Genomic DNA, 25,489 nt, shown 5'->3' on the forward strand with positions numbered 1-25,489 from the left:
ATGGTTGTTAAGCAGCGAGGCTTCAGGTGTACCAGTAAACCGGGCTGGCTTCGAGCGGGATTGCCACTTTCGGGAAAAACGGGACGACGCGTGGTGTGTAATCCGTAATCGGCCGGTTTGCAGGTACGCTACCCGTGTAGGTAAAGGCGTTAACAGCACCGGCCAGTGGTGGACCGCACTGTAATCTGCTGCGCACCGGTGCGCCCCCGTCGATACCTTCTGCGTAGAGTTCGACCTGCACGGCTTCCACCGGTACATCGTCGAGGTAGACCTGGACCTCGAACTGATATGCGTCGCCACGGGTGGTTTTGCTGACATTGCCAAAGTGGATGCGCGGGCTGTGACGCAGCAGTGTGTCGTGCCAGCGTTCGATGGCAGACACCTGTTCAGGGTTGTCGCGACGATCGCGATAGTTATCCGCGAGCGACAGGTAATAGTTTTCCGTGTACTCACGTAACATACGGTTGGTGGAATACTGCGTGGTCAGACATGCCATGCTTTCACGCATCCGGTTGACCCATTCCTGCGGAAGCCCGAGCTCGTCACGCTGGTAAAAGCAGGGGACGACCTCGGTCTCCAGGATACGGTACAACTCTCCGGCCTCGATGACATCCTGTGATGGCGCATGCTCCAGCCTGTCACCTATCGCCCAGCCCACGTCCGGCGTCCAGGCCTCGGCCCACCAGCCGTCCAGTTCGGACAGGTTGAGTCCACCATTGACCAGCACCTTCATGCCGCTGGTGCCACTGGCCTCCCAGGGTCTGCGCGGTGTATTGATCCAGACGTCCACGCCCTGTGTAAGCCGGGCGGCCACGTCGAGGTCATAGTCTTCGATAAATACCACACGGTCCCAGACCTGGTATGTCGAGATAAAATCATGCCACTGACGCAGCATGGTCTTGCCATCGTTATCGCGCGGGTGTGCTTTGCCGGCAAGAATCAATTGTACCGGGCGGTCACGGTTTGTCAGCAGACGTAACAGGCGTGCCGGGTCCTGCAACAGCAGGTTAGGTCGTTTGTATTCAGCGAAGCGACGGGCAAAACCCAGTGTCAGGGCATCCGGTTCCAGTATTTCACTGCACTGGCTGGCATCGGGGCGTGTGGCGCCACGGCTGCATTGCTGATGTGCGAGGCGGCGGCGAACAAACTCTACCAGTCGCTGCCGGCCGGTGGTGCGGAATTGCCAGAGTGTTTCATTCGATACCTTGCGCAGATCCTCCTCAACCGTTTCCAGCGTGCCCAGCCAGCGGGACTTTCCACAGCTTTCGGTCCACAGGGTGTCGGCAGCAGCCGAGTCCCAGCTCGGGACGTGTACGCCGTTGGTGACGTGACCAACAGGGACTTCGGCCTCGGGCCAGCGCGGAAACAGTGGCAGGAAAATCCGTCGGCTGACTTCTCCGTGCAGGCGACTGACACCATTCACGGCACCGGCACCGCGTAACGCGAGGTAGGCCATGTTGAACCCTTCGTGCAGGTTACCCGCATGGCTTCGACCCAGTGTGAGCAGTTCATCAATGCTGATTTCCATCTGCTCCGCGAGGGTGCCGAGGTACAGGCTTGTCAGTTCGGGTTCAAATACATCGAAGCCGGCGGCGACCGGTGTATGGGTTGTGAACAGGTTTCCGGCCCGGGTGGCACGTAGCGCATGGCGGAAGCTGACCTTGTAACGCTGCATGAATAAACGGCAGCGTTCGAGTATGGCGAATGCAGCGTGTCCCTCGTTGAGGTGGCATACGGGACTATCGATACCCAGGGTTTCCAGCAGTCGCCAGCCACCGATACCAAGCGCCATTTCCTGTTGCAGGCGCATTTCATGGCCACCACCATACAGCTCGCTGGTGATACCGCGGTCGCCGGGGTCGTTCAACGGATCATTGCTGTCGAGCAGCAGCAGGGTACGACGTCCAACCTGCGCCCGCCAGGTGCGAAGGTCCAGGTTACGCCCGGGCAGTTCGATACTGATGCGTACCCACTCGCCCTGGTCATCGCGCAACGGTACAACGGGCAGCATGGTCGGGTCATTATAAGGATAGAACTCGATCTGCTCACCGTGCACGTTCAGTGCCTGGCGGAAGTAGCCGCGCTGGTATAAAAGCCCGATTCCGATGACAGGCACATCGAGGTCGCAAGCCGTTTTAAGGAAATCACCGGCCAGTACGCCGAGGCCGCCGGAGTAAATGGGCAGGGACTCACAGATGCCGAACTCCATGCTGAAGTAGGCGATGTGTCCCTTGAAATCACCGTCAATCTCACGTGAAAACCAGGACTGTTCGGCAAAGTGCGCTTCGCGTGCGTCCAGTTGTTTTTGTAACAGGTCAAGGAAGTCCCGGTCTTCGGCCAGTGTGCCAAGCCGCAAGTCGGATACTGTCTCGAGCATCAGCCAGGGGTTGGCGGTTTTATCCCACAGCTCCGGGTCGAGTTGACGCCACAGTACATCGCTGCCATGGTGCCAGCTCCAGCGCAGATCAAGCGCCAGCGTAACCAGCCCATGCAGTGCATCGGGCATGGAACGCGGCAGGTAATGTCCAGTTTGCACGAGACCCGACTACGCGTCAGATGACGGAGGACTTGCGTAATGCCCAACCGATGATAATCAGTGCCCAGCCATCAAACACCAGGCTGATACTGACATACAGCCCGACCAGCCACAGTGAGGTTTCCGGCCACCCGACAAGAAACAGGATGGCCAGTGCCAGTGATACAATGCCGTTAAAGACCATCCAGCCCCAGCCACTGGCCGGACGAATAGCGCTTGCCAGAGCGAAACTGCCAAATGCATCAAGCAGCAGGTAGATCGACAGTAACATGCCAACAGCGGCTACGCCGGATAATGGATAGAACAGCATCAGGCCACCACTTACGATCAACAGTACCGGTTTCAGCCAGTCCATGAAGTTGCGGGCGTTGTATTGCCAGGTATGGTAGGCCCAGAACAGCCCGCCGGCAATCATCAGCCAGGCAATCAGGACACTGGTACCGAGTGAAACGACGGTTGGCAGCAGTATACCCACCGTGCCGAGTATGGCGAGCAGGATGCCGGTAATCAGGGTATAGCGGCCGAGGGTTCCTGGTGTTGGTAATGCAGGTTCTGGCTGGTTCATTCTTTGCTCCTTGTTGATTCGAGTTGAAGAACATGTCGAGTTGTTGCCAGCACGGTATCGGGGTTGAGGCTAATGGAATCAATACCGGTTTCGACCAGGAATTCCGCCATTTCCGGGTAATCGGAAGGCGCCTGCCCGCACAGGCCGGAATGCTTGCCGTTGCGTCGCGCGCCTTCGACGGCGAGGCGAATCATTTCTTTTACGCCAGGGTCGCGTTCGTCAAAGTCGAAGGAAACGATTTCGGAGTCGCGGTCGACGCCCAGTGTGAGCTGGGTCAAATCGTTCGAGCCAATCGAAAAACCGTCGAACAGTTTGGCAAACGCATCGATCTGGATGACGTTGTTGGGGATCTCGCACATGACATAAACCTGCAGACCGTTGTCGCCGCGACCAAGGCCATTGTCCGCCATGGCCTTCAGTACCCGTTCGCCTTCTTCCACCCGCCGGCAGAAAGGGATCATAAGAATGACGTTGGTCAGCCCCATGTCGTTGCGTACACGTTTCATGGCGGCGCACTCGAGAGCAAACCCTTCGGCGTAATCGGGGTGTGTGTAACGTGAGGCACCCCGGAAACCCAGCATGGGGTTGTCTTCCTGCGGTTCGAAAAAGCCACCGCCGATCAGTGAGGCGTATTCGTTGGACTTGAAGTCCGACATGCGCACCACCACCGGCCTGGGCCAGAAGGCAGCGGCAATGGTACCCACACCTTCGGAAAGGTGTTTGATAAAGAACTCGGTAGGGCTGTCGTAACCACGGCACAGGCTGTCGATCTGTTCGCGCTGGGCAGGGTCACGCACGCGCTCCGGGTGTAACAGGGCCATCGGGTGTGCCTTGATGGACTGGTTGATGATAAATTCCATGCGCGCCAGGCCCACGCCATCGTTGGGCAGGAACGAGGTCTTGAATGCCAGGTCGGGGTTGCCCAGGTTGAGCATGATACGGGTTTTTGGCCGCGACAGTTCGCCGAGGTCGGTGGTTTCACAAACGTAGTCCAGTTTACCGGCATAGACACGACCGCGGTCGCCCTGTGAGCAGTCCACCGTGACAGGTTCCCCGTCGGGGATAACCGCCGTGGCGTCGTCACAGCCGACAATGGCAGGAATACCCAGTTCACGTGCGACAATGGCTGCGTGACAGGTGCGGCCACCACGGTTGGTGACAATGGCGGCGGCAATTTTCATCACCGGTTCCCAGTCCGGGGTGGTGGTATCGGCAACCAGTACTTCACCGGCCTGAAAGGTATTGAGCTGGCTGAGGTCACGGATCAAACGTGCATTACCACTGGCGATACGGGTGCCAACGGCATTACCAGTGGCGAGCACTTTGCCTTCTTCCCTGAGATGAAACACTTCGAGCATATTGCCGGTGACCTGCGAGGCGACTGTCTCAGGGCGGGCCTGGACCATATACAGTTCACCATCGATGCCGTCTTTCGCCCACTCCATATCCATGGGTTTATCGTGACCCGCCTGACGACTGTAGTGCTTCTCGACCTTGATGGCATACTCGGCCAGTGTCAGTACATCCTCATCGGAAACACAGAAACGCTGCCGGTCTTCGCGCGGTGTTGGTACGTTGCGTGTTGCCTCACGGGTACGCCCGGTGGCATAGATCATTTTGATTTTCTTCGAGCCCAGCTGGCGGCGCAGCACTGCGCGGTGGCCCTGTTCGAAGGTGGGCTTGTGGACGTAGAACTCATCAGGATCCACGGCACCCTGCACAACATTCTCGCCGAGCCCGTAGGCGCCTGTAATAAATACGACATCACGGAAGCCGGTTTCGGTATCCAGCGAGAACATCACGCCACTGGAAGCCAGGTCGGAACGTACCATTTTCATGACGCCAATCGACAGGGAAACCTTGAAATGATCGAAGCCCTGGTCGACCCGGTAGTGAATGGCCCGGTCGGTGAACAGGCTGGCGAAACAGCGGCGGCAGGCATCGATCAGTTGTTCGTCGGTTTCGATGTTGAGGTAGGTATCCTGCTGGCCGGCAAAGCTGGCGTTGGGCAGGTCTTCCGCGGTAGCGGAACTGCGCACGGCGACGCTGATGTCGCCTTTGTACTGTGATTTCAGTGTGTGGAAGGCTTCCAGTATCTGTTCGCGCAGCGGGTCCGACAGGCCTGCAGCGTAGACAATTTCGCGTGCCTGTGCGCCGCATCGCGCCAGCTCATCGACATCATCGGGGTCAAGGGTGTTGAGGACGCCGTGTAATTTTTCCCACGCACCGGCATCATCGAGCATGCTGCGATAGGCTTCGGCCGTAATGGCAAAACCGTTGGGTATTTTTACTCCCTGCGGCGTGAGTTCGCGGTACATTTCACCCAGCGAGGCATTTTTGCCCCCGACCAGGGGAATGTCTTCGATGCCGAGCTCTTCGAACCAGCGGATATAGCGTTTTTTGTTGCTCATCGTCCATGGCCTCGCAGTTGTATACGCAGTGTTTCTATCTCTTCGAGCAGGTCCAGCGCCAGCGCCACACCGGCAAGGTTGACCCCCAGGTCGCGTTGCAGTCGTGCAGCCACCAGCGCCCTTTGCAGGGACACAGCGCTGAAGTACCAGCGTTCCGGGGAAGGGCCGCTGGGTTCAAGGACACCTTCATCCACCAGCTCGATAACCCATTCGGCATGTCGTGAGCAGGCCCGGCACAGTTCACCCAGTGACATCTGTGTCTGTTCGTCGATGACTACGCCATTCAGTATGTTTGTCGGCATGGCTGCTTACACTCCCAGTTTGCTGCGTGGGTTGAATGCCAGTTCCTGCTCCATCTTGCGATACAGCGCTTTTGCCTCATCGGTATTTGCCGGTGGCAGGACGATCTGCGGGATAACATAGATGTCACCTGGCGGTGTGCCCGGGATACCCCGGCCTTTCAGGCGCAGTTTCTGCCCGCTGCGGGTGCCTGCAGGGATTTTCAGGTCAACCGATCCCTTGGGTGTGGGTGTTTTAACCGTCGCACCCAGCGCCGCTTCCCAGGGCGCAACCGGCAGGTCGAGATACAGGTCACGGCCCTCGATACGGTACAGCGGGTGAGGTTTGAAATTGATCTCGAGGTACAGGTCGCCAGCCGGTCCTTCTCCCATGCCGGGCGAGCCCTGACCGGTCAGCCGGATGCGTTGGCCTTCCTTGACACCTTTCGGGATCTTGATGTTCAGAGTGCGTTCACGGTTTACCACGTGGCCACTGGCGTCCAGCTCGGGATGGCGCAGGGTAATCGTGCGTGTTGCACCATTAAAGGCATCTTCGAGATCAATCAGGACCTTGGCATGGTGGTCTTCGCCACGCGCATGGTAGCCGCCGCGCCGCTGTCCACCGCCACGTGCGCCAGCGAATCCCTGGCCAAACAAGGACTCAAAAAAGTCACTGTAATCGCCGGCGTCACCCGCGGTGAAGCCGCCACCCCCAAATTCAAAGCCGGCATCCCAGTCCGGTGGCGGGTTGAAATCGGAACCGGCTTTCCAGTTGGCACCCAGTTGGTCATAGGCTGCACGTTTTTCAGGGTCTTTCAGGACTTCGTAGGCTTCACCCACTTCCTTGAAGCGTTCCTCGGCGTCGGATTCCTTGCTGACATCCGGGTGATACTTGCGCGCCAGCTTGCGGTAGGCGCGCTTGATCTGATCCTGGGTGGCGTCACGCTCCACACCCATAATTTTGTAATAGTCTTTGAATTCCATGTACGGCTCCGATGAGCGGCTAGATTATGTGTGCCCGGTAAATGGTGGCGAGACAGGCCGGTTTCAAGCAGGCCCGGACACAGAGCCGATGACACGGCAGATATTTGCGGGGTAGCGTACCATCGGTTGCCGGCCGGGGGTGTCACTTACGTGACAGGGTGTCCGGTTTTGTTGCCTGTCGCAAGCTGTGCGACAATCCACGTCCGAACATTTCCGGAGCTGCCAGCATGAAAAGGGATATGGCGTACTACACGCACTGCAAGAACCGGCTTGCCCGCTCACCCTTGTTTACCGGTCTGTCAGACGAGCTGATGGACGATATGCTGGAGATGTTCCGGCGCGACAGCTGGCGCCGGGGCGTGCAGCTGGATCCCTCCCTGTTTCAGCAGCGCCTGTTCCTGTTGGTCGACGGCCGTGTCGAGGTGACGCGTATCAATCCACAGACCGGTCGCAGCATTACCCTGTTCCTGCTCGGGCCGGGTGACGGCATTGACATGATTACGCTCCTCAACGACAGACCGCATGAAATGACGCCGGTTGCGCTCGATGATGTCAGCCTGATTTCTGTACCGCTCGGCGATGCCAGGGCGTGGCTGGAAAAACACCCCGAGTTCAACCGGAATTTCCTGCCTTACCTGGGAGAGCAGATGCGCAAGCTGGAGGATCTGGCAACCGATCTTGCCCTGCACGACACCATGACACGTCTCGCGCGGCTGATTCTCCGTCACGTGAAGCCCTGTAATAGTGGGCCCACCACGGGAGAACGTTCATTACACCTGATCAATGACCTGCACGACGAGTCGCTGGCGCGCATGGTCGGCTCTGTTCGGCAGGTCGTGAACCGGCATCTTCAGCACTGGCGCAAGCAGGGTATTCTGCACAAGCGGCATTTCCAGACCGTGGTGACAGAGCTGGAATCCCTGCAGGACTACGCCGATGAGTCACCGACACACGGTGATACGGAGAAAACAGGCAGCCAGTAAATCCTGCCATCACGGCCCTGATTTACGACAGGGTGCTTTATTTTCCCCGGGGTTCCCCTGGTGATTGTCAGTCAGGTGACAGACCTGCTTCCCGGAATGAGTCACATTATCCTCATAGAGCGGGTAAGAGGAGGTCGTTGAGTGTCTGACATTAATAGCTGTGTGGCGGTATATGACCTTCAGCAACAGCTCGAAGATTCCATCGCTGCATTGCAGCGCAATGGTTATGATCTGAAAAAAGTGTCTGTTATCGGCAAAGGTGGTTACAGCGAACAGCACCACTTTGCACTCATCTTGTCCCGGGGTATGCCCAGATTCCACGGAGAGCAGGCTGACTTCTGGAACCGTGTACACGCATTACTTGGCTCAGCGGGATTTTTCTGGGCGCCGGGTTTTGGCCCGTTTACGGTTGCGGGCGCCATTGTCACCGTATTAACCGGCAAGCCGGACAGAAAGCTGATTGGAGGGAAACTCCATCGGCTGGGTATGGGTCTCTATGCCGTGGGTCTGTCGGGCGACAGTGCATTGCACTATGAGTCCGTGGTTGACCAGGGCCGCCTGATACTGATTGTGCAGGGCCCCCGTGACGAGGTGGAACGGGCCAGTGAAACAATCGCCAGGACAGAAAGTACAGAAATGGCCGTGCACGCCGCCTGATCAATATCCCTACTTTCCTCAATCTTGTTTTCCCTCGCTAAAAGGCGCATAAGTAATACCTGAGCATTTTTGTCAGGTATTCCTGCAGGGGTTCATGGCGATGGCGGCGAACAACAAGGCAGTCAGTGAGCTGGTACAGACGGGTTATGCGCAGGGATTTGTCACCGAGATTGAATCGGACACTCTGCCGCCGGGTCTGGATGAATCCGTCGTTCGTGCCATTTCCGAGAGAAAGCAGGAACCGGACTGGATGCTGGAGCGCCGGCTCACGGCTTTCCGCCATTGGCAGGGCATGCACGAGCCTGCCTGGGCGCATGTACACCATGCCCCGATTGATTTTCAGTCGATTTCGTATTACTCCGCACCGAAGCGCAAGGGTAGCGGTCCGGCGAGCCTCGACGAGGTCGACCCGGATCTGATCGAAACCTATAACCGTCTCGGTATCCCGTTGCAGGAACAAAAGGCGCTCGCCGGGGTGGCCGTGGATGCCGTGTTCGACAGTATTTCTGTGGCGACGACATTTCAGAGCAGCCTTGCCGGGGCCGGGGTGATTTTCTGTTCCATTTCCGAGGCAATACGTGAATACCCGGAACTGATACAACGCTACCTGGGTTCGGTTGTCCCGCACACGGATAATTTCTTCGCGGCGCTGAATTCGGCCGTGTTCAGTGATGGCACGTTTGTCTATATACCGGAAGGCGTGCGTTGCCCGATGGAGTTGTCCACCTATTTCCGTATCAATGAAGCCAACACCGGCCAGTTCGAGCGCACACTGATTGTCGCCGAAGCGGGCAGTCATGTGAGTTACCTGGAAGGTTGCACGGCACCGATGCGCGATGAAAACCAGCTGCACGCTGCCGTTGTTGAACTGGTTGCGCTGGAAGATGCGCGTATCCGGTATTCCACCGTGCAGAACTGGTATCCCGGTGATGAGCAGGGTCGCGGTGGTATCTATAACTTTGTGACCAAGCGCGGTGACTGCCGGGGTGACCGGTCACATATCTCCTGGGCGCAGGTGGAAACCGGCTCGGCCATTACCTGGAAATACCCGAGCTGTATTTTGCGAGGCGATGATTCAATTGGCGAGTTTTATTCCGTGGCAGTAACGCGCGGCCGGCAGCAGGCTGATACCGGGACCAAGATGATTCACCTGGGGCGTAACACGCGCAGCACCATTGTATCCAAGGGCATTTCTGCGGGGCATGGACAGAATACCTACCGTGGTCTGGTGCGCATGAGCGCACGCGCAGCCCATGCGCGTAACCATACGCGTTGCGATTCACTGTTGCTGAATGATCATTGCGGTGCGCACACGGTGCCGTATATCGAAGTGCGTAACCCGACCGCCCGCGTTGAGCACGAGGCGACCACATCGAAAATAGCCGAGGACCAGCTTTTCTATTGCCGACAACGCGGGATGTCGGAAGAAGACGCCGTGTTCATGATTGTCAACGGGTTCTGCAAGGAAGTGTTCAACGAGTTGCCGATGGAGTTCGCCGTCGAGGCACAGACATTACTGAACATCACACTGGAAGGTGCGGTTGGCTGAGCGTATTCGAAAAGGAGTGTGCCATGATGCTGTCTATAAAAGACCTGCATGTCGAAGTCGAAGGGAAACCTGTTCTGAAAGGTGTTGACCTGAACCTGAATGCAGGCGAAGTGCATGCGATTATGGGTCCGAACGGGTCGGGCAAGAGCACACTTGCGCACGTGCTGGCGGGGCGTGACGGTTACCGGGTTACGCAGGGCGAGATTTGCTACCAGGGTGAAAACCTGCTGGACATGGATACCGAGACGCGCGCCCGCAAGGGTGTGTTTCTGGCCATGCAGTATCCGGTAGAATTGCCCGGCGTTAACAACATGACTTTCCTGCGCGAATCACTGAATACTATCCGTTGCGCACGGAATGAAAGTGAACTGGATGCCGGCAGTTTTATACGCCTGGCGAAGCAACATGCAGAACAACTCGGGCTGGACCCGACTCTGTTGAAGCGTAACGTTAATGCAGGCTTTTCCGGTGGCGAAAAGAAGCGTAACGAGATTCTGCAGATGGCCCTGCTGGAGCCAGCCCTGGCGATTCTCGATGAGACCGATTCCGGCCTGGATATCGATGCGTTGCGCGTCATTTCAGACGGCGTCAATGCGCTGCGCGGTCCGGGCCGCACTATTTTGCTGATTACGCATTACCAGCGTCTGCTCGAGCATATTGAACCGGACCGGGTCCACGTGCTGATGGGTGGCCGTATGGTGCGTTCCGGTAATCGTGAGCTTGCGCTGGAGCTTGAACGCAGGGGTTATGGCTGGCTGGCGGGTGGGATAGCCGCATGACGGACGAACTGACACAGCGGCGCTGGTTCCGGAGCGCGGCAAATCAGGCCGGCCTGGCAGCGGGGCAACGGGCCGACGATTGCCTTGCAAGGATGCGTCATCATGCAGTTGCATTGCTGGATGCATTGCCGCTGATTGAACGCAAACAGGAAGACTGGCGCTACACGCCAATCGACAGTTTACTGGCCGAGGACTGGTATCTCGATGACATTCCTGCCGACCTGTCACCCACTATTGACGGTGACGCGTTTATATCGCCAGCCGACACATGGCGGCTGGTGCTGGTTAACGGGCGCTTCGCTGCCCACCTTTCCAATGTGGAACACCTTCCGGGTGGCGTCATGTTTGGCAGCCTGCGCGATTACATGAAGCACAGTCCCGGGCAGGTGGAAAACTGGCTGGGTTCGGTTGCGGGACAGGGAGGTCATCTTTTTAACGCACTGAACAGCGCATTGATCGACGACGGTCTGTTTCTGCATGTGGCTGAAGGCGTATCTGTCGATCGTCCGATAGCGTTAATTTGTCTCGGTGCTGCCCGCGAGCAGGCCAGCCTGGTACCGGTACGCAATCTCGTGGTGCTCGAGTCCGGCGCAAAAGCAGAACTGGTCGAGTATTGTACCGGTGAAGCAGAAGCCCGTTATTTTTATAATGGTATAAGTGAGATCCTTCTGGATGCCGGGGCTGACCTGAGTCACGTCCGCATTCAGAACGAAGCACCTGGCGCCAGGCACCTGGGAAGTGTATTTCTGTCACTTGATGCCGGCAGTCACTATCGCAGTGTGCCGCTGATGCTGGGTGGTTCCTGGTCAAGGGTGGAATTCCGGATCGGCTTCTGCGATGAAGCTGCCCACTGTGAACTCGACGGTCTGTATACCGTCGGTGACGGACAGCTTTCTGATGTGCACATCAATATTGAACACAGCGTGCCATCCTGCAAAAGCCGGGTCAACTTCCGGGGTGTGCTGTACGGAAAGGGGCGTGGTGTATTTGATGGCTGTATTCATGTGGGCGAGTCTGCGCAGCATACGGATGCACAACTGCGAAATGATAACCTGATGTTGTCCGAACATGCGGAAGTCGACACCAAGCCACGGCTGGAAATCGATGCAGACGATGTGGCATGCAGTCACGGTACAACCGTCGGTCAGCTGGATCCGCAGCAGGTGTTTTACCTGCGTTCCAGAGGGCTGGATGAAGTGGCTGCCCGGACCATGCTGGCGTCGGGATTTGCCGCAGAAATCATTCAGTCGCTCGATGATGAAAGACTTCGTGAAAAAGCAGGCGCGCTATTGTGCCGCACGCTTGACCTGTCGGGTGCGCGGGAGGCGTCGGTCTGAACATGGCGAGCCTCGACGACATTGTTGAGAACTTCAACCTTCTCGGTGACTGGGAACAGCGTTACCTGTATCTCACCGAGCTCGGCAAAAAATTACCTGCCATGCCGGACGAACTGAAGACCGGTGATAATCGCGTCAAAGGCTGCATGAGCAAAGTCTGGGTCAGTGCCTGTCATGACGAGGGGGATGCGTCACGCATACGTTTCCACGGAGACTGCGACACCAGTACCATCAAGGGTGTGCTTGCAATTCTCATTGAACTGGCATCGGGCCGGACTGCCGAGGAGATAGAGAAACTTGATGTCGACGAAGTGTTTGAACGTCTGCACCTCTACGAACACCTGTCACCCAACCGTCATGTGGGTGTTTACGCGATTGTTGAGTTAATGAAACAGCAGGTGCGCGGGCTGGCGAAGGAGGTCGCCTGACACCTCAGTTCTGACATGAATCTTCCGTACAGGTGCATCAGGAAGAACAGCTGACCGAAATACCCTGTGCCCAGTCAGGTGGCTCGGCGGCATAGTGATCAAATTCCGGGTTGTCATCGAAGGGGTTTTTCAGCAGCGTCATGAGGCGCCCGATTTCGCTGAAGTCCTGTTCGTCTCGCGCCTTGCGGATAGCGTTCTCGGCCAGGTAGTTGCGCAGGATATATTTCGGATTGACCTGTTTCATGCGCTGGCTGCGTGCTTCGGGCACGCATTTCTCATGCTCCAGACGCGCCCGATAATGGCGCAGCCAGGTATCGATGGCATCGCGGTCGGTAAAAAGGTCGCGCAGTGTTTCGAGACCATTCGGTTCCGATAACTGCCGGAATACCCGCGTGTAGTCGGCGCGGCAGGAGGCCATCACCCCGAGCAGGGTTTCACACAGCTCCTTGTCTTCCGGACGGGCGGTTTGCAGCCCGAGTTTTTCACGCATGCGTTCCGCGTAGGCGTCTATGTACAGTGCCTGGTAGCGGTCGAGGGCTTCGCGGGCCAGCGCTGCGGAAGTTTCCGCTTGTGTATCGATCAGGGGCAGCAGCGCCTGTGCCAGGCAACTGAGATTGAACAGTCCGATATGCGGCTGCTGGTCAAAAGCGTAGCGCCCGCTGTGGTCCGAATGATTGCATATAAACCCCGGGTCATAGGCATCGAGAAAACCGAAGGGGCCATAATCCAGCGTTAATCCCAGCATAGACATGTTGTCACTGTTCATCACGCCGTGCGCAAAACCCACGGCCTGCCACTGTGCAATCAGGTTGGCCGTGGAGGCGATGGCCGTTTCGAGCAGGGCAAGGAAAGGATTGTCGGATTCCACAAGATCGGGGAAATAGTGCTTCAGCGTGTAGTCGGCCAGCGCACGCAGGTCATCGTGGCGCTCTTCGTAATACAGGTACTCAAAGCTGCCAAAACGGATATGGGTGGGCGCCATGCGCACCAGCATGGCACCGGTCTCGATTTGTTCCCGGTATACCTCTTCATCGCTGTCGATCAGGCACAGGGCGCGCGTGGTGGGTATGCCCAGTCCGTGCATGGCTTCGCTGCACAGGTATTCCCGGATCGTGGAGCGCAGTACGGCACGTCCATCACCGCCGCGTGAATACAGCGTCTTGCCGCCGCCCTTGAGTTGCAGGTCCCAGCTTTGCCCGTCATCGTTGCGTACCTGGCCGAGCAGAATGGCGCGTCCGTCACCGAGACGTGGCACATACTGGCCGAACTGGTGACCGGCATAGCACATGGCCAGTGGCTGGCAGTCGGGCAGCAGTTGTTTGCCGGATACGAAGTCGAGGAACTCCGGTGTATTCGCCTGGCCGGGATCCAGGTCGATCAGTGCGGCGGCGTCGGCATTGAAGTGAACCAGGCGGGCGTTTTCCAGCGGCTGTGGCGAATGCCCGGACAGGCAGATTTCCGGCAGACTGGCGTAGTGGTTTTCGAACCGGAGTTGCTGGAGTGATTTCATGGAGCGGACGGGTTGCACCTGATATTTCTGATGAAACTATCATATCGGAAACCGGCCGGCGGCTTCACACACATTCAATAGTGGATTGAGTGGAGTACGGGCGGTGCCGCCGTGTCCGGAAAACCGGAAGTCCTCAACGGTTATCAAACGTATTGTGGTGTTTGGTGTAATATGGCGCGTACTTTCCCACAACGTTAATTCTGCAGGTGACGCTTGACCGCCCCCCAACAATACCAGCTTGTCGAAACACGCCTGCAGGAGAAGCTTGCCAACGGCACCACGCGCTGCAACCTGTGCCTGTGGCGTTGCAAAATCGGTCACGGCCAGCGCGGCTTCTGCCAGGCGCACGTGAACCGCGATGGCACCCTGTATAACCTGTCCTACGGCATCCTTTCATCGATCGATATTGACCCCATTGAGGACAAGCCGGTAAAGCACTACCGTCCCGGTACGCAGGTGATGTCCGTGGGTAGTTACGGTTGCAGCTTCCGCTGCGGCGGTTGCCACAACCTGGATATTTCCTGGGGAGTGAAGGCACTGGACGAGCTGGCGCGCGGTGAATCGCGTGAAGCCTGGGTGCCGCCGCAGTCGCTGGTCGATTCAGCGTTGCGCGCCGGTGTGCAGGGTATTGCCTTTACGTATTCAGAGCCGGCCGTGTGGCTGGAATACATCATTGACGTGGCAAAGCTGGCGCACGAGGCGGGGCTGTACACCGTGTACGTGTCCAACAGTTTCGTCACCGATGAGGCGCTGGAACTGGCGGCGCCGCATATCGATGTATTGTGCTCGGATATCAAAAGCCTCAGTGATGCGTTCTACCGTGAAATCTGCAAGCCGGCACGGGTCGAGCAGGTGCTGCACTCGATTAAAAAGGCCCAGGAACTGGGTATCCATGTGGAAACCCGGACCAATATCATCCCCGGCAAGAACGATGATCCGGAAGAGCACTACCGTATCGCCTGCTGGGTGCGTGATAACCTTGGCAAGGACAGTCCGTGGCACATAACGCGTTTTTTCCCGGCCTACAAGCTCAGCGACGTGCCGCCTACCCCGGAGTCCAGCCTGTTCGCGGCCCGCGATGCCGCACAACGCGCCGGGCTTACGAATATTTACGTGTATAATGACAAGGGTTGCGACTGCGCGGCCGAGAATCGCCCGGTGTCATTCTATCTTGGCGCCAGCGAGGACGAGATACACGAGGTCAGGAAGTGCGCGGCGAGTTGCTGTGGCGACGATGGCGTACTGCTGAAAAAATACGAACAGAACCTAACCGATTAACAACCCGTTCAGGAAATCGACATGACGAGAATGGTGCAGTGTGTGGTACTCAAGAGAGAGGCGGAAGGGCTGGACAAGCCGCCGCATCCGGGTGAACTGGGTATCCGTATCTATGAGAATGTTTCGCAGGAAGGCTGGAACCAGTGGCTGGAACGCCTGACAACGATCATTAACGAAAACGGTCTGACCACGGCTGACGAAAAGGCCATCGAGCTGATCGAGAAACACATGCAGGGTTTCTTCTTCGGTGAAGGTGATTATGGCCAGTTACCGGCCGGGTTCCAGCAGGCGGCGGGTGGCAAGAAGTAACACAAGCCCGTCATTGCGAGCGAAGCGCGGTAATCTCTCTCAGCCTGGTGCGAGACTCAAAAAGATTGCCGCGCTTCGCTCGCAATGACAGGTATACGGGACAAACTCACAGGTCCGTTGGTCCACCTTCGATACGCAGTAACGGCGCCACCACGAAGTTCAGTTTGTCGCAGGCTTCCCGCAACGCGCGGGTGACCTCATCCGTGCTGTTGCCACTGGCGAACAGGTAACCGGGGTACTGGTTACCTTCCGGTAGCGGTACCAGTTCGTTACCGTCGCGAATAATGATATCCACGCGGTCGATATATCTGACCTTGCGCGCGGCTTCTATACCTTCCACCCGGCGCAGTATGCCGCCTTTGCGGATTGGCAACATCATCACCCCGCGGGCTTTTTGCGAGGGGCGGTTCGCCAGTGGTTGCCCGATGGCCAGCGAAATCACCAGTTCTTCCAGATTGAAATCACTGCCCTGGTCGAGGATACGCGCGCAGTCACCGCCGATGGTGCGCGAGGCAACTTCCAGTATCCACGCGTCCTGTTCATCGACACGCAATTCAGCATGCACCGGGCCGGTGGTCAGGCCATAGGCTTTGCAGGCACGGGCGACATTGTGTTCGATGCGCGCCTGCGTTTCGGCATCGAGTTGAGAGGGCGTGACGTAGATGGTTTCCTCGAAGAAGGGACCGGTCAACGGGTCGGGTTTGTCGAACAGGGTCAGGGTGGTTAGCCGGCCTTCGTGCAGGAAGCCTTCGTAGGCCACTTCAACTCCGTCGACATAATGTTCCACCAGCAGGTTTGATTGCAGGAACGGGTCGGTCTGTTCAGCCAGGATAGGCCTGATGCGCTCACAGGCGGCGATGAATTCGTCCAGGTTATCCACGCGTATCACGCCGCGGCTGGCCGACAGGTTGAGCGGTTTGATGACGCACGGCCAGGGCATGCCCTGGGCCTGTCTTTCGAGGGGTTTTTGCAGGTCGACAAGGCTGTGCATGGGCACCGGGCAATCGGCCAGCGCCAGGTGAGCACGTGCCAGATCCTTGCGTCGTGACAGGCGTGCAGCTTTGGGGGGATTATGCGGCAGGCCCAGTGCCTGCGCCGCCATGGCGGCCAGTTCGACAGTGCTGTCGTCACTGCCGAGAATGCCGTCGAAAGGGGTCAGGTCAGCCTGCCGGAGAATATCCTGCAGTGCCGTTTCGCTGTCATCCGGGTCGATGTGCAGACCACTGGAAACTTCGCTGATAAGGGAGTGTTTGCCGCGCGAGGCGATCAGCGTATCGACACCCATTCGCCGGGCGGCGAACAGGTAGGGTGCGATACGGTAGCTGCCCGGTTGGGCAACCAGGAGTAGACGGCGTGTCAGCCGCAACCGCCGCCGGCTGCGCCACAGGCACCGCAGGTACCGGCGCCGCCGGTATTGGCGAACACGTTCTTGAACACAAAGCTTTTGTTCACGCCCTGGGTTTTGAAGTCAATTTCCACGCCTTCCAGAAAGCCCAGTGCCACGGCATCGACATAGATATTCATGCCGTCATTTTCCAGAACACAATCGTAGTCGTTGGGCTGTTCGACAAACGTCATGCCGTAGGTCATGCCACCACAACCGCCGCCGGAGACAAAAATGCGTACACCGTTGACGGCATCTTCATTTTCGGTAAGCGCGATCAGCTGCTCGACGGCTTCCGGAGAAACCTTGATTTCATCAGTTAATTTCGGGTTGTACTGTACTTCGGACATATTAAGGTCACCGTGGTTGTATATCTGTCTGTATAGCGACAGTTTACCACGCCTTCCGGCTTTTCAACTACTCTCCGTGCAGAAAGGGAATTGCTTCAGGGTATTCAGACCCTGTGCAGCAGTGACTGCAAGGCAAGCGCTGCATTCGACAGCGTGCGTTCCCGGTGCGTGACAACGCCCAGAGTGCGCTGTAGCTGAAGCGCCGGCACAGGGATGTGCTTCAGCTGCCCATCCAGCATGGTCAGGGGCAGCAGGCTCCAGCCAATGCCGACCGATACCAGCATCCGTATGGTTTCCAGGTAATTTGTCGAGAGCGCCACGTCGAGCACGGCGCCGGCCTTGCTGAAGGCCTGTTCGGCGATCTGGCGTGTGTAGGTGCCGGTGGCAGGAAGAATGGCCGGATGTTCGAGCAGGGCAGACAGCGTTGTGATGCGCTTGCCGGAAAGCGGGTGTTCGCGTGAAACGACAATGCCCAGCGGGTCTTCCCACACCGGGTCGAGAGCGAGATTTGGCGAAGGGTCGGGCGGCAGGGTGACGATGGCCAGTTCCAGTTCCCCGTGTTCAACGGCCACACAGGCCGCTTCGGAATCCATAAAACGAATATCCAGCCGGACGTCCGGGTGTTGCTGTGTAAACGTTTTCAGGGCCGGCGGTAAACGGTGCAAGCCGATGTGGTGGCTGGTGGCGAAGCGTAGCGTGCCGTGTACCTCACCACTGAGGTTGGAAATGGCGCGCACACTGTCCTCGATTTCTACCAGGATAGTGCGCGCCCGCGGTTGCAGGGCACGGCCGGCTTCGGTGAGTGATACCGTGCGACCAATGCGGTCGAAAAGACGTGCCTCCAGTTCACTTTCCAGCGCGGCAATGCGTTTGCTGACAGCGGGTTGGGTCAGGAACAGGCGTTCCGCGGCCACTGAGAAGGAGCCGGCATCGGCGACCGCGAGAAAAGCCCTGAGCGAGGCGATATCCATATTCCATATAGTAATACAAAATATAAAAAATATGAATTGGAGTTATTTATGCTTAAGCCGTAGGATTGCCTCACAGTCAGGAGGTAAGGATGAGCGGCAAGACACTCTACGACAAGTTGTGGGACACGCACCTGGTGCGCGAGGACGAGAACGGCACCGGTCTTATTTATATTGACCGGCACCTGGTACACGAAGTGACCTCGCCGCAGGCCTTCGAAGGCCTGCGGATCAGCGGACGCAAGTTGTGGCGTACGGACAGCGTACTGGCCGTGCCGGATCACAATGTTCCGACCACACAGCGTGATCAGGGCGTGAAAGGTATCACCGACCCGGTTGCACGCATCCAGGTGGAAACCCTGGACAGTAACTGTGAGAGCTTCGGTATCACCGAGTTCCACATGAACGACGCACGCCAGGGCATTGTGCATGTCATTGGCCCGGAGCAGGGTGCAACCTTGCCCGGCATGACGGTGGTGTGTGGCGATTCGCATACTTCAACACACGGTGCGTTCGGCGCCATGGCGTTTGGTATCGGTACCTCCGAAGTCGAGCATGTGCTTGCCACCCAGTGCCTGATCCAGAAGAAATCGAAAAACATGCAGGTGCGCGTGGAAGGCGAACTCGGCGAAGGCGTAACGGCCAAGGATGTAGTGCTCGCCATTATCGGTAAAATCGGCACGGCCGGTGGTACAGGTCACGCGATCGAGTTTGCCGGCAGCGGCATCGAGTCCCTGTCCATAGAGGGACGCATGACGGTGTGCAATATGGCGATTGAAGCCGGTGCGCGTTGCGGCATGGTGGCCGTGGACCAGAAGACTATCGATTATGTCACCGGCCGGCCATTTGCGCCGAAGGGTGAGATGCTGGAGCGCGCCATCGAGAACTGGCGTGATCTGCACAGTGACCATGATGCGGTGTTTGATAGCGTGGTGACATTGAAAGCCGAAGATATCCAGCCGCAGGTTACCTGGGGGACTTCTCCGGAAATGGTGACGCCGGTCAACGGTGTGGTGCCGGACCCTGCACAGGAAAGTGACAGTGTGAAGCAAACCGGAATGCAGAAGGCGCTCGAATACATGGCGCTGCAACCTGGCATGCCGGTCACGGATATAAAAATCGACAAGGTGTTTATCGGTTCCTGCACCAACTCGCGGATTGAAGATTTGCGCGAAGCCGCTGCTGTGGCGAAAGGCCGTAAAGTGGCGGATAACATCATGCTCGCCATGGTGGTGCCGGGGTCGGGTCTGGTCAAACAGCAGGCCGAGACAGAGGGGCTGGACAAGGTCTTTATCGAAGCCGGTTTTGAATGGCGTGAACCGGGTTGCTCCATGTGCCTTGCCATGAATGCAGACCGTCTGGAGCCGGGGGAGCGTTGCGCCTCGACCTCCAACCGCAATTTCGAGGGTCGCCAGGGCGCCGGAGGGCGAACGCACCTGGTCAGCCCGGCAATGGCGGCCGCGGCGGCAGTGGCCGGCCACTTTATTGATGCGCGTGAGCTGGTTTGAGCGCGCGAACAGGCGAATAGCGATATGGAAAAATTCACAACACTCGACGGACTGGTGATGCCGCTCGATCGACCCAATGTCGATACCGATGCCATCATCCCCAAGCAATACCTCAAGTCGGTCAAGCGCAGCGGCTTTGGTCCCAATGCGTTCGATGACTGGCGCTACCTCGACCCGGGCGAGCCTGGCGAGGATCACAGCAAGCGGCGCCTGAACCCGGACTTTGTCATGAACCAGCCGCGTTACCAGGGTGCGCAGATCCTGCTCGGACGCGAGAACTTCGGTTGTGGTTCTTCACGCGAGCACGCCGTGTGGGCGCTGGAAGATGCCGGCTTCCGGGTGGTGATCGCGCCGGGCTTTGCGGATATCTTTTTTAATAATTGTTTCAAGAATGGTGTGCTGCCCATTGTGCTGGATGCGGAAGTGATGGACCGTCTGTTCACCGATGTCGAGACCAACGAAGGCTATCGTTTGAAAGTGGATCTTGAAACGCAGACCATAACCACGCCGGAAGGTGAAGTGATGGGCTTTGAGGTCGATGAATTTCGCAAGTACTGTCTGCTCAACGGGCTGGATGATATCGGTCTGACCTTGCAGTATGCCGATGAAATTCGCGCCTACGAGCAACGCCGTCGCGCTGAAACGCCCTGGTTGTTTAGCGGTATAAGCTGAGGACGCTTTGTTTCCCGTCATTCCGGCGGATGCCGGAATCCATGTGCTCGGCGTTATGGATGCCGGCCTGCGCCGGCATGACGTTTAAATAACTTACTTGATGGCAGGAATGAACGACCATGAAAAAAATTCTGATTCTCCCCGGTGACGGCATCGGCCCGGAGATTGTTGCGGAAGCCGTGAAAGTGCTGGACCGGCTGAAGGCCGATGGCCTGTCGGTGGAGCTGGAACAGGGACTGGTGGGTGGTTCTGCCTATGACGCAAAGGGCCACCCGTTGCCGGAAGACACCCTGGCACAGGCGCGTGAGGCGGATGCCATTCTGCTCGGTGCTGTTGGCGGGCCGCAGTATGAGTCACTGGACCGCCCGTTACGTCCGGAGCAGGGTCTGCTGGGTCTGCGCGGGGAACTGAAACTGTTTTCCAACCTGCGCCCGGCGATTCTCTACCCGCAACTGGCAGAGGCCTCGACACTGAAGACTGAGGTTGTGTCCGGACTGGATATCATGATCGTGCGCGAACTGACCGGTGGCATTTACTTTGGTCAGCCGCGCGGTGTGCGTACGCTCGACAACGGTGAGAAGGAGGGCTTCAACACCCTGGTATACCGTGAGTCGGAGATTGAACGTATCGGTCGTTCCGCGTTTGAAATTGCGCAGAAACGCGGCAAGCGCCTGTGTTCGGTAGACAAGGCCAACGTGCTGGAGGTGACCGAGTTGTGGCGGCAGGTTATGTTGCGCCTGGCGAGCGATTACCCGGATGTCGAATTGAGTCATATGTACGTGGATAACGCCGCCATGCAACTGGTACGGGCGCCCAAACAGTTCGACGTGATGGTAACCACCAACCTGTTCGGTGACATCCTGTCCGATGCCGCCGCCATGCTGACCGGCTCGATAGGTATGCTGCCGTCGGCTTCGCTGGATGCGGATGGCAAGGGCATGTACGAACCGATTCACGGTTCTGCACCGGACATTGCCGGGCAGGGCGTGGCGAACCCGCTGGCGACAATATTGTCGGTTGCGATGATGCTACGCTACAGTTTTGGTCAATCGGAACCGGCCGAACGCATTGAAGCGGCCGTCGGCAAAGTGCTGGACCAGGGGTTACGCACACCGGATATTGCTGCCGAAGGGCAGGCAAGTGTGGGTAGCGCAGAGATGGGCGATGCCGTGGTGGCAGTGCTGGATTAATTTTTGCCTCGTCATTGCGAGCACAGCGAAGCAATCTCCTGCAGCCTGGCGCCAGACCAGAGAGATTGCTTCGCTGTGCTCGCAATGACAGAGTAAGAGACAAGAGAGAACAGGAGTCATTATGAGTCGTACATTTGATGTCGCCGTGGTCGGCGCCACCGGTGCAGTCGGTGAAGTTATGCTGGAAATTCTTGCCGAGCGTAATTTCCCGGTCGGCAAGGTCTATCCGCTGGCCAGCGAACGTTCCGCCGGCAGTAAGGTACAGTTCGGCGACAAAATGCTCACCGTACAAAATCTTGCCGAGTTCGATTTTTCCAGGGCGCAGATCGGCCTGTTCTCTGCCGGTGCCTCTATATCAAAGGAATATGCGCCAAAGGCGGCCGCAGCCGGCTGCGTGGTTATCGATAACACCTCGCAGTTCCGTTACGACGATGAAATCCCGTTGGTGGTGCCGGAGGTCAACCCGGAAAAGATTGCCCACTACAAGGACCACGGTATTATCGCCAATCCCAATTGCTCCACCATCCAGATGTTGGTCGCGCTGAAGCCGATCCACGACGCCGTAGGCATCGAGCGCATCAATGTCTGTACCTACCAGGCGGTATCCGGCACCGGTAAGGATGCTATCCAGGAACTGGCAACCCAGACAGCCAACCTGTTGAATACAAAAGATCTGAAGGCTGAGGTGTATCCAAAGCAGATCGCCTTCAACGTGTTGCCGCATATCGATGTTTTCCAGGAAAACGGTTATACCAAGGAAGAAATGAAAATGGTCTGGGAGACGCATAAGATCATGGACGACGAGAGTATCCTGGTGAATCCCACCGCGGTACGCGTGCCGGTGTTTTTCGGTCATTCCGAGGCACTGCATATCGAAACGTGCGACAAGATGACCGCCGATCAGTGTCGTGAGCTACTGGCGAGTTCGCCGGGCATCGAGATCATGGATGAACGCAAGGATGGCGGCTATCCTACAGCCGTTACCGAGGGTGCAAACAGTGACACGGTCTACGTTGGCCGCATTCGCGAAGATATCTCGCATCCCAGAGGTTTAGATTTATGGGTGGTCGCCGATAATGTGCGCAAAGGGGCAGCCCTTAACAGTATTCAGATCGCTGAAATACTGGTAAAAAACTACCTCTGAGCGAGTCTGTTCAGCGGGGTTTGGGCTGCCAGTGGATGCACATGGTCCGGTCGGGAGAACGGCCGGGTTCGCTTGTGGATGCGAACTAGGGAAAAAAGGGGACTTTTATGTTCAGGAAATCGGCCTTGGCAATGGCAATGCTGGGCGCATTGACCACAGGAAACGTGGTTGCTCTGGGACTCGGCGAAATTGATCTTAAATCAGCGCTGAATCAACCACTTAATGCAGAAGTTGAGCTGCTCTCCGCGACTGATGCGGAAATGCAGGAACTCAAGATCTCCATGGGTTCGCCCAGGGCTTTCGAACAGGCCGGTATTGATCGTCCGCTGTTCCTCTCCAAACTCAAATTCAATGTGGTCCGCAACGATGCGGGGAAACCGGTGGTGCAGATCACCAGTCGCGAGGTGATACGCGAACCGTTCCTGGACTTCCTGATGGAAATTTCCTGGAGCAAGGGACGCTTGTTGCGCGAATACACGGTACTGGTCGATCCCCCGTTGACCATGCCGGCCGCGGCGCCTGCAGTACAGGCACCCGCCGCACGGGTAGCCCCTGTGCAGTCAGCTCCCATTACCTCATCAGCAAGGGTTCGCAACACAGGCCGTACGCCGCATCCCGTCGCGCCTGGGGAATATGGACCCACCAGACGTAACGATACACTTTGGCAGGTTGCACGACAGGTGCGGCCTGATGAGGGTGTCAGCATAGAACAGACCATGCTGGGTCTTTTACGTGCCAACCCGGAAGCTTTTACTGGAAACAACATCAACAATCTCAAGGAAGGATATGTCCTGCGGGTACCGTCGCGTGATGAATTGACCTCTCTCAGCAGAGCGGAGGCGCGACGCGAGAGTCGTGCCCAGTACGAAGCATGGCGTGCCAGGCGAAGTGGTAAGGTTAACCGCACGCAGTTATCTGATAATTCGGCTACAGCCCCGGGCGAAGCAGGCCAGTCAGCGGTTGCCGCCGAGCCAAGCCTGCAACTGGTCGCTCCCGAGGGCTCCGGCGCAGCCAGTGCTACGGGAAGCGCCGAAGGCGCTGCAGAACTCGATGCACTGAAGCGTGAACTGATCATGGCCAATGAGGCCATGGAAGCACAACGTCGCCAGAGTGATGACATGTCCGGTCGTCTTGCGGTGCTTGAAGAACAGATCCAGAACATGCAGCGACTGATTCAGTTAAAGGACGAAGCACTGGCACAATTGCAGGCCCAGGCTGGTGCTGGATCGGCCGTTGTCGGGGAAACAACGGCTGAAGTGACTGCTCCGGCTGAAACTTCAGGAGAGGTTCCGGCAACAGACGTGGTGGCTGGGGAAGTCGATGCTGATACGGCAGGTGCCGCGGCTGCAGTCGAAGAGGCAGGCATTGCCGAAACGACAGATAGCATGGCAGAAGCCATCGATGGTGATGTGACACCTCCTGCTGATGCAGCGGGTACTGAGGCAGACGTGGTGGTTGACGTGACTGAAGAGGTTGCGACTGAAGCTGAGCCGGAGCCGGTTGTCCCGGTTGTGCCGGATACCGCAACTACGCCAGGTTTTGTCGACCGCCTGATGAACAATCCGCTGTGGCTGGGCAGCGGTATGGCAGTACTGGCTTTGCTGGCATTCTTTGGTCTGCGTCGCAAGCGTAGCGTTGAAACCGAGTTCCAGGAAAGCATCCTGCAGGCATCCGGCAGTGAGTCTGCCCAGGCCTCAGACAGTGAAATCGTTTCCACGGCATCAGGTGATTCATCGACCGGTGAATCCTCCCTGTTGTCCGAGTTTGCAGTCAGCGACATGGGCTCCATGCGTAACGATGGTGAGGCTGACCCGCTGGCCGAGGCCGATGTCTACCTGGCTTATGGACGCTTTCAGCAAGCAGAGGATTTGATTGCCGATGCGCTGGAAAAGGATCCACAGAACGAAGAGCTTAACCTGAAGATGCTCGAAGTTTTCCTGGCTTCCAGAAACCAGCCAGGGTTTGACGGGCATGCTGAACTGATTCTTGCTCGACTGGAAAATACCGATGACCCGGTGTGGCTGAAGGTTGCCGAGATGGGTCGTGAGATCAGCCCGGAAAATCCGATCTATCAACCGGGTGGTGCTGTTTCTGAAACCATGGGAGATATCGACTCACTCAATGACGATGTCGAGTTTGACATGGGCGAGTCGGGTGGTGATGAGACCCGTGAGCCCGAGGCTGCGGCACAGGACAGTGAAGAAGAGGGTCTGGATTTTGACCTTGGCCTGTCTCTTGATGCGGACAAGGAAACCGGTGAAGACACGCCGGACAGTGTTGAATTTACGCCAACAGATGAAGCGGCTGTATCAAAACTGGATGTCGACATGGACAGCATTGAGTCCGATTCGATCGAGCAGGAGAATACGCTGGACTTCGATATCGACAGTCTTGATCTTGACGGCTCTGATGAGCCCGAAGAGTCCGGGGATGGTGAGCTGGCCGATATGGATGAAATATCCACCAAGCTTGACCTGGCCCGAGCCTACATTGATATGGGTGACCCGGACGGCGCCCGCAGTATTCTCGATGAAGTGATCGAGGAGGGCAGCGACGATCAAAAGGACGAAGCCCGCGGCATCATGGAACAGATTGCCTGATCCGGACTTGACCCGTTAAGGATGCAGGGGCGCTTCGGCGCCCCTTTTTGTTGCGCCGGTCCATGTGGT

General features: G+C 57.5%; 22 protein-coding genes. 13 read left to right on the top strand and 9 right to left on the bottom strand.

The window, feature by feature from the left end; all coding sequences use genetic code 11:
* Positions 1-22 precede the first annotated feature (22 nt).
* Genes glgP through DFR30_RS04920 form a run of 5 tightly spaced genes read right to left on the bottom strand, consistent with a single transcriptional unit; the run spans position 23 to position 6,774 of the window.
* The gene (gene glgP / locus DFR30_RS04900; RefSeq protein ID WP_243640680.1) at positions 23-2,536 is read right to left on the bottom strand and encodes an alpha-glucan family phosphorylase; all 2,514 of its coding nucleotides are present in this window, start codon (positions 2,534-2,536) and stop codon (positions 23-25) included.
* A gap of 16 nt (positions 2,537-2,552) precedes the next feature.
* The gene (locus tag DFR30_RS04905; protein ID WP_132971603.1) at positions 2,553-3,101 is read right to left on the bottom strand and encodes an HdeD family acid-resistance protein; all 549 of its coding nucleotides are present in this window, start codon (positions 3,099-3,101) and stop codon (positions 2,553-2,555) included.
* Positions 3,098-5,512 (bottom strand): phosphoenolpyruvate synthase, encoded by a 2,415-nt coding sequence (gene ppsA, locus DFR30_RS04910; protein WP_132971604.1) that lies wholly within the window; start codon positions 5,510-5,512, stop codon positions 3,098-3,100. Before ppsA ends, DFR30_RS04905 begins: the two co-directional genes overlap by 4 nt.
* Positions 5,509-5,814, bottom strand: a complete 306-nt coding sequence (locus DFR30_RS04915) for a chaperone modulator CbpM (protein WP_132971605.1) — start codon at positions 5,812-5,814, stop codon at positions 5,509-5,511. The genes ppsA and DFR30_RS04915 overlap by 4 nt, the downstream gene beginning before the upstream one ends.
* A gap of 6 nt (positions 5,815-5,820) precedes the next feature.
* Positions 5,821-6,774, bottom strand: coding sequence for a DnaJ C-terminal domain-containing protein (locus DFR30_RS04920; RefSeq protein ID WP_132971606.1), 954 nt, complete (start codon positions 6,772-6,774; stop codon positions 5,821-5,823).
* A gap of 227 nt (positions 6,775-7,001) precedes the next feature.
* Between DFR30_RS04920 and DFR30_RS04925 the strand changes: the two genes are divergently transcribed.
* The 6 genes from DFR30_RS04925 (at position 7,002) to DFR30_RS04950 (ending at position 12,507) form a co-directional block, all read left to right on the top strand.
* Complete coding sequence (locus DFR30_RS04925) at positions 7,002-7,757, top strand: Crp/Fnr family transcriptional regulator (protein WP_132971607.1); 756 nt, start codon at positions 7,002-7,004, stop codon at positions 7,755-7,757.
* Between the two features lie 141 nt (positions 7,758-7,898).
* Positions 7,899-8,414, top strand: a complete 516-nt coding sequence (locus DFR30_RS04930) for a hypothetical protein (RefSeq protein ID WP_132971608.1) — start codon at positions 7,899-7,901, stop codon at positions 8,412-8,414.
* A 100-nt stretch (positions 8,415-8,514) separates the two neighbouring features.
* Complete coding sequence (sufB, locus tag DFR30_RS04935) at positions 8,515-9,963, top strand: Fe-S cluster assembly protein SufB (RefSeq protein WP_132974381.1); 1,449 nt, start codon at positions 8,515-8,517, stop codon at positions 9,961-9,963.
* A gap of 26 nt (positions 9,964-9,989) precedes the next feature.
* Positions 9,990-10,742, top strand: a complete 753-nt coding sequence (sufC, locus tag DFR30_RS04940; RefSeq protein WP_132974382.1) for a Fe-S cluster assembly ATPase SufC — start codon at positions 9,990-9,992, stop codon at positions 10,740-10,742.
* Positions 10,739-12,079: a Fe-S cluster assembly protein SufD gene (gene sufD, locus DFR30_RS04945; protein WP_132971609.1), complete on the top strand. Its 1,341-nt coding sequence runs from the start codon at positions 10,739-10,741 to the stop codon at positions 12,077-12,079. The genes sufC and sufD overlap by 4 nt, the downstream gene beginning before the upstream one ends.
* Positions 12,080-12,081: 2 nt before the next feature.
* A complete protein-coding gene (locus tag DFR30_RS04950) occupies positions 12,082-12,507 on the top strand; it encodes a SufE family protein (protein ID WP_132971610.1) in 426 nt (141 codons plus the stop codon).
* A gap of 37 nt (positions 12,508-12,544) precedes the next feature.
* Here DFR30_RS04950 and DFR30_RS04955 read toward each other — a convergent pair whose 3' ends face one another.
* The gene (locus tag DFR30_RS04955) at positions 12,545-14,017 is read right to left on the bottom strand and encodes a protein adenylyltransferase SelO (protein WP_132971611.1); all 1,473 of its coding nucleotides are present in this window, start codon (positions 14,015-14,017) and stop codon (positions 12,545-12,547) included.
* Between the two features lie 213 nt (positions 14,018-14,230).
* Between DFR30_RS04955 and amrS the strand changes: the two genes are divergently transcribed.
* A complete protein-coding gene (gene amrS, locus DFR30_RS04960) occupies positions 14,231-15,295 on the top strand; it encodes an AmmeMemoRadiSam system radical SAM enzyme (protein WP_132971612.1) in 1,065 nt (354 codons plus the stop codon).
* Between the two features lie 21 nt (positions 15,296-15,316).
* Positions 15,317-15,604 (top strand): oxidative damage protection protein, encoded by a 288-nt coding sequence (locus tag DFR30_RS04965; protein WP_132971613.1) that lies wholly within the window; start codon positions 15,317-15,319, stop codon positions 15,602-15,604.
* Between the two features lie 106 nt (positions 15,605-15,710).
* On the opposite strand, the gene DFR30_RS04970 is transcribed toward DFR30_RS04965, so the two are convergent.
* The 3 genes from DFR30_RS04970 to DFR30_RS04980 all read right to left on the bottom strand — a co-directional run bounded on the left by DFR30_RS04970 (position 15,711) and on the right by DFR30_RS04980 (position 18,309).
* Positions 15,711-16,970: an ATP-grasp domain-containing protein gene (locus DFR30_RS04970; protein WP_132971614.1), complete on the bottom strand. Its 1,260-nt coding sequence runs from the start codon at positions 16,968-16,970 to the stop codon at positions 15,711-15,713.
* Entirely contained in the window at positions 16,961-17,338 is a 378-nt protein-coding gene (locus DFR30_RS04975; RefSeq protein WP_132971615.1) for a HesB/IscA family protein, read from the bottom strand. The genes DFR30_RS04970 and DFR30_RS04975 overlap by 10 nt, the downstream gene beginning before the upstream one ends.
* Before the next feature lie 104 nt (positions 17,339-17,442).
* Complete coding sequence (locus tag DFR30_RS04980) at positions 17,443-18,309, bottom strand: LysR family transcriptional regulator (protein WP_132971616.1); 867 nt, start codon at positions 18,307-18,309, stop codon at positions 17,443-17,445.
* Between the two features lie 89 nt (positions 18,310-18,398).
* On the opposite strand from DFR30_RS04980, the gene leuC reads away from it, so the two are divergent.
* The 5 genes from leuC to DFR30_RS05005 all read left to right on the top strand — a co-directional run bounded on the left by leuC (position 18,399) and on the right by DFR30_RS05005 (position 25,420).
* Positions 18,399-19,814: a 3-isopropylmalate dehydratase large subunit gene (gene leuC, locus DFR30_RS04985; RefSeq protein WP_132971617.1), complete on the top strand. Its 1,416-nt coding sequence runs from the start codon at positions 18,399-18,401 to the stop codon at positions 19,812-19,814.
* Between the two features lie 24 nt (positions 19,815-19,838).
* A complete protein-coding gene (leuD, locus tag DFR30_RS04990) occupies positions 19,839-20,486 on the top strand; it encodes a 3-isopropylmalate dehydratase small subunit (protein ID WP_132971618.1) in 648 nt (215 codons plus the stop codon).
* Positions 20,487-20,605: 119 nt separating this feature from the next.
* Positions 20,606-21,676: a 3-isopropylmalate dehydrogenase gene (gene leuB, locus DFR30_RS04995; protein WP_132971619.1), complete on the top strand. Its 1,071-nt coding sequence runs from the start codon at positions 20,606-20,608 to the stop codon at positions 21,674-21,676.
* A 118-nt stretch (positions 21,677-21,794) separates the two neighbouring features.
* A complete protein-coding gene (locus DFR30_RS05000; protein WP_132971620.1) occupies positions 21,795-22,820 on the top strand; it encodes an aspartate-semialdehyde dehydrogenase in 1,026 nt (341 codons plus the stop codon).
* A gap of 131 nt (positions 22,821-22,951) precedes the next feature.
* Positions 22,952-25,420, top strand: coding sequence for a motility hub landmark protein FimV (locus DFR30_RS05005; protein WP_243640751.1), 2,469 nt, complete (start codon positions 22,952-22,954; stop codon positions 25,418-25,420).
* The last annotated feature ends 69 nt before the right edge of the window (positions 25,421-25,489 follow it).

The organism is Thiogranum longum (assembly GCF_004339085.1).
GTDB classification, from domain to species: domain Bacteria; phylum Pseudomonadota; class Gammaproteobacteria; order DSM-19610; family DSM-19610; genus Thiogranum; species Thiogranum longum.

Excerpts from the sequence above, each read along its gene's own strand:
- DFR30_RS04905 (WP_132971603.1), bottom strand. The coding sequence starts at position 3,101 with ATGAACCAGCCAGAACCTGCATTACCAACACCAGGAACCCTCGGCCGC.
- ppsA (WP_132971604.1), bottom strand. The coding sequence starts at position 5,512 with ATGAGCAACAAAAAACGCTATATCCGCTGGTTCGAAGAGCTCGGCATC.
- DFR30_RS04915 (WP_132971605.1), bottom strand. The coding sequence starts at position 5,814 with ATGCCGACAAACATACTGAATGGCGTAGTCATCGACGAACAGACACAG.
- DFR30_RS04920 (WP_132971606.1), bottom strand. The coding sequence starts at position 6,774 with ATGGAATTCAAAGACTATTACAAAATTATGGGTGTGGAGCGTGACGCC.
- DFR30_RS04925 (WP_132971607.1), top strand. The coding sequence starts at position 7,002 with ATGAAAAGGGATATGGCGTACTACACGCACTGCAAGAACCGGCTTGCC.
- sufB (WP_132974381.1), top strand. The coding sequence starts at position 8,515 with ATGGCGGCGAACAACAAGGCAGTCAGTGAGCTGGTACAGACGGGTTAT.
- sufC (WP_132974382.1), top strand. The coding sequence starts at position 9,990 with ATGCTGTCTATAAAAGACCTGCATGTCGAAGTCGAAGGGAAACCTGTT.
- sufD (WP_132971609.1), top strand. The coding sequence starts at position 10,739 with ATGACGGACGAACTGACACAGCGGCGCTGGTTCCGGAGCGCGGCAAAT.
- DFR30_RS04950 (WP_132971610.1), top strand. The coding sequence starts at position 12,082 with ATGGCGAGCCTCGACGACATTGTTGAGAACTTCAACCTTCTCGGTGAC.
- DFR30_RS04955 (WP_132971611.1), bottom strand. The coding sequence starts at position 14,017 with ATGAAATCACTCCAGCAACTCCGGTTCGAAAACCACTACGCCAGTCTG.
- DFR30_RS04965 (WP_132971613.1), top strand. The coding sequence starts at position 15,317 with ATGACGAGAATGGTGCAGTGTGTGGTACTCAAGAGAGAGGCGGAAGGG.
- DFR30_RS04975 (WP_132971615.1), bottom strand. The coding sequence starts at position 17,338 with ATGTCCGAAGTACAGTACAACCCGAAATTAACTGATGAAATCAAGGTT.
- DFR30_RS04980 (WP_132971616.1), bottom strand. The coding sequence starts at position 18,309 with ATGGATATCGCCTCGCTCAGGGCTTTTCTCGCGGTCGCCGATGCCGGC.
- leuC (WP_132971617.1), top strand. The coding sequence starts at position 18,399 with ATGAGCGGCAAGACACTCTACGACAAGTTGTGGGACACGCACCTGGTG.
- leuD (WP_132971618.1), top strand. The coding sequence starts at position 19,839 with ATGGAAAAATTCACAACACTCGACGGACTGGTGATGCCGCTCGATCGA.
- leuB (WP_132971619.1), top strand. The coding sequence starts at position 20,606 with ATGAAAAAAATTCTGATTCTCCCCGGTGACGGCATCGGCCCGGAGATT.
- DFR30_RS05005 (WP_243640751.1), top strand. The coding sequence starts at position 22,952 with ATGGCAATGCTGGGCGCATTGACCACAGGAAACGTGGTTGCTCTGGGA.